The 7,609-nt window shown below is 37.2% G+C and carries 3 protein-coding genes; all 3 read left to right on the top strand.

Going from position 1 to position 7,609, the window contains the following annotated elements; translation table 11 throughout:
* Positions 1-311: 311 nt before the first annotated feature.
* Positions 312-3,713: a SusC/RagA family TonB-linked outer membrane protein gene (locus JGH11_RS09740; RefSeq protein ID WP_236263943.1), complete on the top strand. Its 3,402-nt coding sequence runs from the start codon at positions 312-314 to the stop codon at positions 3,711-3,713.
* A 24-nt stretch (positions 3,714-3,737) separates the two neighbouring features.
* Positions 3,738-5,216 carry a RagB/SusD family nutrient uptake outer membrane protein gene (locus JGH11_RS09735; protein WP_201111393.1) on the top strand — a complete coding sequence of 493 codons (1,479 nt, stop codon included), beginning with the start codon at positions 3,738-3,740 and terminating at the stop codon, positions 5,214-5,216.
* Positions 5,217-5,290: 74 nt separating this feature from the next.
* Positions 5,291-7,582, top strand: coding sequence for a GH92 family glycosyl hydrolase (locus JGH11_RS09730; protein WP_201111392.1), 2,292 nt, complete (start codon positions 5,291-5,293; stop codon positions 7,580-7,582).
* Positions 7,583-7,609 lie beyond the last annotated feature (27 nt).

The raw sequence follows: 7,609 nt of genomic DNA, 5'->3' as shown, positions 1-7,609 counted from the left end.
ATATAAGGTAAACTGAAGTTTTATAAAAGCGTACTCAAGTGTGTGCGCAAACACCTATACGAGTTATTTAATAAAAATAAGAAATACTAATACCAATAGAAAAAGCTAATCCAGATTCATATTATGTCCTTAAAAATCTAAACTATGGAAAATATCGGAGAAAAATACTGCCTTAAAGTTAAGAAGTAAAATCAATATTTATTTTACTCATTCACAATTAATGAATTGTTAGTTCATCCAAAATCTTTAATCTTATGAAAAAAACGCCAAAACTTTTTAAGGATTGTAGGCAAAACAATCTTTTCCTGAAAATGATGAATTTATACATTGTACTGTTATCCTTCAGTATCGGTACTGTATATTCTGCAAATACACATTCACAGACAGTTAACTTAACTTTAAATGTAAAAGATGCTACTCTGGAAAAATTATTTACAGAAATAGAAAACTCGACAGAGTATGTTTTCTTTTACAAGAAAGATATTCTGAATGAAGAGAGAATATCAGTTCAAGTTGAAAATAAGAATCTAGAGGAAATATTAAACAGTGTGCTGATTCCTCGTAATATGAACTATCATATCAAAGGGAAACAAATAATAGTTGTCAAGAACAATCAACTGAGACCTGAATTATCAGAACTTCAACAGAAACCGCCTCACAGGGTTAAGAGGCGAATACTCGACAATGCCGGAGAACCTTTGATCGGAGTATCAATAGTACAAAAGGGAACTACTTCAGGAACAATAACCGATGTGAATGGATATTTTACAATTAATCTGCCTGATGAGAATTCCACTCTTGTTATATCTTACATTGGTTACGTAACTCAAGAAATTTCAGTAAAAGGAAGGATCGAATTTAATATAGTTTTAAATGAAAGCACTGCCGCATTAGAAGAAGTAGTTGTAATAGGATATGGAGTTGTTAAGAAAAAAGATTTGACAGGTTCCGTTGGACAATTATCATCTGAACGGACTAAGGACCTGAAAGTATCAGATGCAACACAAGTAATGGCCGGACAGATCGCCGGGGTACAAATACAACAAATCGGTGGAACTCCCGGACAAGGTGCAACTATCAGAGTACGTGGTTCAGGCTCTATATCAGCTTCAAGCTCTCCTCTATATGTAGTCGACGGATATCCTTTGGGAGATCAAAACCTAAACTCTGTTAATCCTAATGATATTGAATCTATCGAGGTTTTAAAAGACGCATCGGCAGCGGCTATTTATGGCTCGCGGGCAGCTAATGGCGTCGTTCTTGTTACTACTAAATCGGGGAAAGCAGGAAAAGTAAATGTCAATCTCGATATGTATTATGGTTTCCAGAATGTAACAAAAAAGATGGATATGCTAGATGCCCAAGAATTTGCTATGATTAGTAAAGAAGCATTTAATAACAACTATGTTGACAGAGTAGCAGGAGCAAAGGCTAGCGATCCTTTAAGCTCCCGGCCGGCAGGAAATCGATATCGCTATCCGGCTATATATGATGATGCTAGTGCAATGGCTGCTATAGGAGCAGGAACAGACTGGCAAGATGAGATATTCAGATCTGCCCCTATTCAAAATTATCAGTTAACTGTTACGGGTGGAGATCAAAAAACAAAATATATGTTTTCCAGTGGATATTTTGGTCAAGATGGGATTATTATAGGCAGTGACTTTAATCGATTTTCAGCCCGAGCAAAAGTAGATACAGACTTCAATAAATGGCTGAAAGTAGGAATTAATCTGGCTCCGTCATATATGAATTCAAAAAAAGTGGGCCGTGGACATTGGGCTAGCGATGGTGTTGTCAATGCTGCTTTATCTACATCAGCAATTGTTCCTGTATATAAGGAAGATGGAACATATGCATCTCAGGCGATGTATGCTGTTGCCGGCGACGGACTCACAGGCGTACCTAATGCTGTAGCTTTGGCCAATGGAATTAAAGATGAAAATACAAACCTACGTTTGTTTGGTAATATGTATGCAGAATTTTCATTAATGAATAATCTGAAAGTGAGAACTACTTTGGGTGCTGACTTCAAAGAATGGAGAAACAACTATTTTCGCCCATCTACAGTTCCTAAAAATGGGGTGGAAGCTCCTCTTCCTTCTACAGACAGAAAAGCTACAGCCGAAGCTTTTGAGATATTCAACTGGTTAAATGAAAATACAGTATCTTATTCAGGCACTTTCGGGCTACACGAATTAGATGCTGTAGCAGGATTTACACTACAAAAAAATAAATATTCTCAAAATAAATCGGAAGGATCTGATTTCCCGGACGATATTATACAAACAATCAACAATGCAAAAGTAAAAACCGGGACTTCGGATATGAATGAGTGGTCTATGGTATCATATTTGGCACGTGTTAATTACAGGTTTAACAATCGCTATTATCTGACAGCCTCTATTCGTTCCGATGGTTCTTCCCGTTTTGGAAAGAACAACCGTTACGGTTATTTCCCTTCCGGATCTGTAGCGTGGAGAATTTCTCAGGAAGATTTTATGAAAGGAATAACATGGATCGACGACCTTAAAATCAGAGCAAGCGTTGGTCTTACAGGTAATAACAACATCGGTAATTATAATGCTATAGGTACGATGAGTACCCAAAACTATGTGTTAGGTGCCGGAACCGGCAATGTGGTGACTGGTGCTGCACAAAAAAGTATTTCGAATGCAGACTTAACATGGGAAAAAACAAAACAATTCGATGCGGGAATTGAGTTGAATATACTTAAAAATCGACTTTCATTTGTTGTAGATGTTTATAAACGTATAACTACGGATCTGTTACTTAATGTGGATATTCCTACAATAACCGGATTCAAGAATGCTTGGCGTAATATTGGAGAAATGAATAACAAAGGATTAGAGTTTGGTATTAATAGTATGAATGTAATGAATAAAGATTTTACATGGAGTACAAACTTCAATATATCGACCAATACAAACAAAGTGATCAAACTTGGCCCAACAGGTGATCCCATACAAAGTGACGGCGGAGCCGGAACGACTCACATAACTATGATAGGAGAGCCTATTGGAAGTTTTTATGGCTATAAACAAATAGGCGTATATATGAATGCCAACGATTTGGCAAACAGTCCTCATATGTCTGACTCACACGTAGGAGATGTTAAGTTTGCTGATGTTGACGGAAGTGGTTCTATAGATGCAAACGACCGTACTATTATTGGAAGTAACATGCCTGATTTTGAATGGGGAATGATGAATCAAGTCACTTATAAAGGTTTCGATCTAAGTGTATTGATTCAAGGAGTTCAAGGACGTGATGTATTACACCTCGGAAAGCGTTTCTATACGCAGATGGAAGGAAATCAAAATCAGATGAAGGAGGTTCTTAACAGATGGCAATCTGAGTCGAATCCCGGAGATGGCTGGACTCCTCGTGCAAATTCTCTAACTACAGGACAAAACAATGTGGTTTCATCTCGTTGGGTAGAAGATGCCTCTTTCATACGTATCAATAACCTGACTTTAGGATATACATTGCCTCTTAATTTGGCCAATAAACTCACTGCACAACGAGCCCGTGTCTATATGTCCATCCAAAATTTAGCTACAATAACTGATTATAGTGGATATAATCCTGAAACAAGCTTTCAGGAAGACAGTGTATTAGCTCCCGGCACCGACTATGGTGCATATCCATTAGCTCGGAGTTTCACTTTTGGAGTAAATGTAACATTCTAATAAATAACTTAATATATGATTATTATGAAAAATATATATAAATTATTATTACTATCAGGTATCTGCATAAGCTTGACATCATGCGATGGTTTCTTGGATTTACAGCCAAAGACCGAGTTGTCTGTTGATCAGTATTACAAGACGCCGGAACAATTTACAGCTGCTGTTAATGGAGTTTATTCGGCATTACAGGAAGGCAGTCTATATGGAAATTGGTATGTAATGTCAGAGATCCCTTCAGATAATACACGCAATGCTCTGTCAGGTTCGGTTACAGATCAGGATGAATTCGACAAATTCTATATTCGTACCACTAATCCTTATATTGCAGATTTCTGGAATAAATGTTATGATGCGATAAACAGATTAAATACAATCTTAGGACGAATTGATAATATCTCTATGGACGATAATCTGAAAGAGAGATACAAATTAGAATGTAAATTCTTAAGAGGATTACTGTATTTCAATTTGGTTCGTGTATATGGTGATGTTCCTTTAGTTTTAAAGGAAATTACAATAACAGAGTCATACGATTACGCCCGTGAAAGTAAAGACAAAGTATATACTCAGATAGTAGCTGACCTGACCGAGGCTGAAAAACTTCCAAAATCGTATTCAGCCTCAGACATAGGACGTGCAACTTCAGGTGCAGCTAAGTCTCTTTTAGGAAAAGTATATCTTACACTCAATAATTACACCGATGCTGAGAAGAAATTATTAGAGGTAATAAACAGTGGAGAATATTCTTTACTCGAAAACACAGCAGGCTCATTAAATATAGATGGATATGCAAATGTGTTTAATGCTAATAATCATAATAGTAAAGAAGCTGTTTTTGAGGTCCAATTTAAGAAAGGGGGGTATGGAGAAGGAAACAATTTCCCGAATTCGTTTGCACCTGAAAATTCAGGAACAAGTGTAATTTCTGTTGGTGGATCTGGTGGAAATAATGTGCCGGAACTAGAAATGTACAATTCCTATGGTGCGGGAGATTTACGCCGTGACTTTTCAATGAGATTGGGTTATATCAATAATAAAACAAGCAAATGGGTTGATTCGCGCTATGTTAGTAAATATTTCGACACTCCATATCAGGATGGAGACTCGAATAATAATTTCCCTGTAATACGATATGCAGACGTCTTATTAATGTACGCCGAAGCTTTGAATCAAAATGGAAAGACTGCTGAAGCTTGCATATATCTCAATAAAATACGTCGTCGTGGATATGGATACCAAACGACAGAAACGACCCCTATAGATATCAATACTACCGATAAGAATATATTCTTCTTGGCTGTAGAGAACGAGCGTAGAGCAGAACTTGCTTTTGAAGGGCATCGTTGGTTCGATCTGGTTCGTACAGGTCGTGCAATTGAAGTACTAAAATCGAAAGGATATAAATTGAATGATACAAATTTAATTTGTCCTATACCTCAAAAACAAATTGATGTGAACCCTAAACTCTCGCAGAATAATTATAAAATAGAACCGAAATAATCTCATTGTAGGTAGGAAGAATATACTATGAATTGGAGTATGTTCTTCTTTGCCTTTTTTAAGATATAATCAATATGAAATATTATTTAATAGGAGTCGTCTTTTTATTAGCATCATGTGCCGAACAGCAGGTTAATTATCAAAAATATGTAAACCCACTAATAGGAACCGACATAAGAGTAGTTGAAGGAAAAGATAAAAATTCGACAGAAGAACGAGGCCAAAATATGCCAGCAGTAGGTGCCCCGCATGGAATGACAAACTGGGTGGCACAAACTCAGGCTTCGGAAAAAAAATGTTATCCCCCTTACTATTATTATCAACATACGATACAGGGATTCAGAGCCAGTCATTGGATGAATGGATCTTGCACTCAAGACTATGGAAGTGTAACCATTATGCCTATGACGGGCAGACTAGAGATCGACCCAGAAAAGAGAGCTTCTGCATTTAAGCATACAAATGAGATTGCAACCCCTTCTTTCTATAGTGTATTACTTGACAACTATGACATCCAGGTTGAAATGACCGGACTATCGCGAAGTGGAATACTTAGTTTCGATTATAAAAAGGCCGAGGACCGTTATATTATAATTGAACCTAATAGTGATGAAGGTGAAGGATATATCGAAATAGACTATCAGAAAAAAGAAATTACAGGATACAACCCCGTGCACCGCATCTATCAAGGATATGGACAACCAGCCGGATTTAGTGGACATTTTGTAATACAACTTAATGCCGACATTGAGCAGTTTGGAGTATGGCAAGGAGATTCTATAATAGAAAAAGGAAGTAAGGCGCATGGCAAAAAAAGTAAAGTAGGCGCATGGATAAAGCTCAATTCTTCAACGACTGATAAAGTATTTGCAAAAATAGGAACATCTTTTACTTCGGTAGATAATGCCCGTAAAAACCTTGAAACCGAAATTCATGGATGGGATTTTCCGAGAGTCCGCAACGAATCGTCTAATACTTGGAATAAAACTCTGGGGCAGGTTGTCGTCACAGGAAATAAGGAAAGTGATAAAGTACGGTTTTATACAGCTTTGTATAATGTACATTTTCTGCCAAGAACATTTAGTGATGTAGATGGTTCTTATTCGGCATTCGATGGCAATAAAAAAACAATGAAAGCTGAGGGTTTTACCTATTATTGCGATTTTTCAATGTGGGATACTTTCAGAGCTGTTCATCCGCTATTTTCCATCCTTAATCCTACACGAAATGGAGACATGGCACATTCACTGGTATTAAAAGGACAGCAAGGCGGATGGCTTCCTATATTCCCAGCATGGAACAGTTATACAGCTGCAATGATTGGCGATCATTGTTTGTCGATGCTTGGAGATGCCATAATAAAAAATACTCCCGGATTTGATTACGAAGAGGCGTACTTCCTGATGCGCAAAAATGCTTTTGAAGCTAATCAGGATCATCAAAGCTATATCGGTGGAAAGGGGCGAAGAGCGATGGATTCTTATCTGAAATACAACTATATTCCGTTGGAAGATGAAGTTTTGGACGCATTTCACAAAAGAGAACAAGTCTCCCGTACTCTGGAATATACATATGATGACTTTGTATTATCTCAGGTAGCAAAGAAACTAGGAAAAACCGAGGACTATAATATATTGCAAGAAAGAGCTAAAAACTATAAAAATGTGATAGACCCTGAAACTGGATTTGCCCGAGGACGTTACACTGATGGTAAATGGATTTCTCCATTCGATCACACCAAATTTGTATCCTATATATGTGAGGGAACCCCTTTTCACTATACATGGTATGTGCCACACGACATTGAGGGGCTGACTAATATTATAGGTAAAGAAAGAGCGATTAGCCATTTGGACACCTTCTTCGAAGATGGATATTACTGGCACGGAAATGAGCCTTGCCACCATGTGGCTTATTTATTTACATATTTGGGAGAACCTTGGAAAACACAAAAATGGGTACACGAAATTATTAATAAAGAATATTTCAATTCTCCCGATGGTCTTTCCGGGAACGATGATGCAGGACAAATGTCTGCCTGGCTAGTTTTTAGCATGATGGGGTTTTATCCTGTATGTCCCGGCATGCCATATTATGTAATAGGAAGTCCTACTTTCGAAAATATAGAGATCAATCTTGAAAATGGGAAACAATTTAAGATAGAGGCCAAGAATATTTCGGAAAACAATATTTATATACAATCGGCAACTCTCAATGGAAAATCATACAATAAAAGTTACATTCTCCACTCTGATATAATGAATGGAGGTACATTATCTTTTCAGATGGGAAATACCCCCAACAAACAATGGGCTTCTTCTCCTGAATCGGTGCCGTTTTCTTTAGGATCGAAATTATCTATGTAAAAAACTCTATTATGTAAATATGAAAAG

It is taken from the genome of Dysgonomonas sp. Marseille-P4677 (assembly GCF_016652235.1).
In the GTDB taxonomy this organism is placed as follows: domain Bacteria; phylum Bacteroidota; class Bacteroidia; order Bacteroidales; family Dysgonomonadaceae; genus Dysgonomonas.
Note: the sequence above shows the minus strand (reverse complement) of the source record. Positions and strands in the feature narration are given on the sequence as shown.

Bases quoted from the DNA above. Each gene is read 5' to 3' on its own strand.
- JGH11_RS09740 (WP_236263943.1), top strand. From the start codon at position 312: ATGATGAATTTATACATTGTACTGTTATCCTTCAGTATCGGTACTGTA.
- JGH11_RS09735 (WP_201111393.1), top strand. From the start codon at position 3,738: ATGAAAAATATATATAAATTATTATTACTATCAGGTATCTGCATAAGC.
- JGH11_RS09730 (WP_201111392.1), top strand. From the start codon at position 5,291: ATGAAATATTATTTAATAGGAGTCGTCTTTTTATTAGCATCATGTGCC.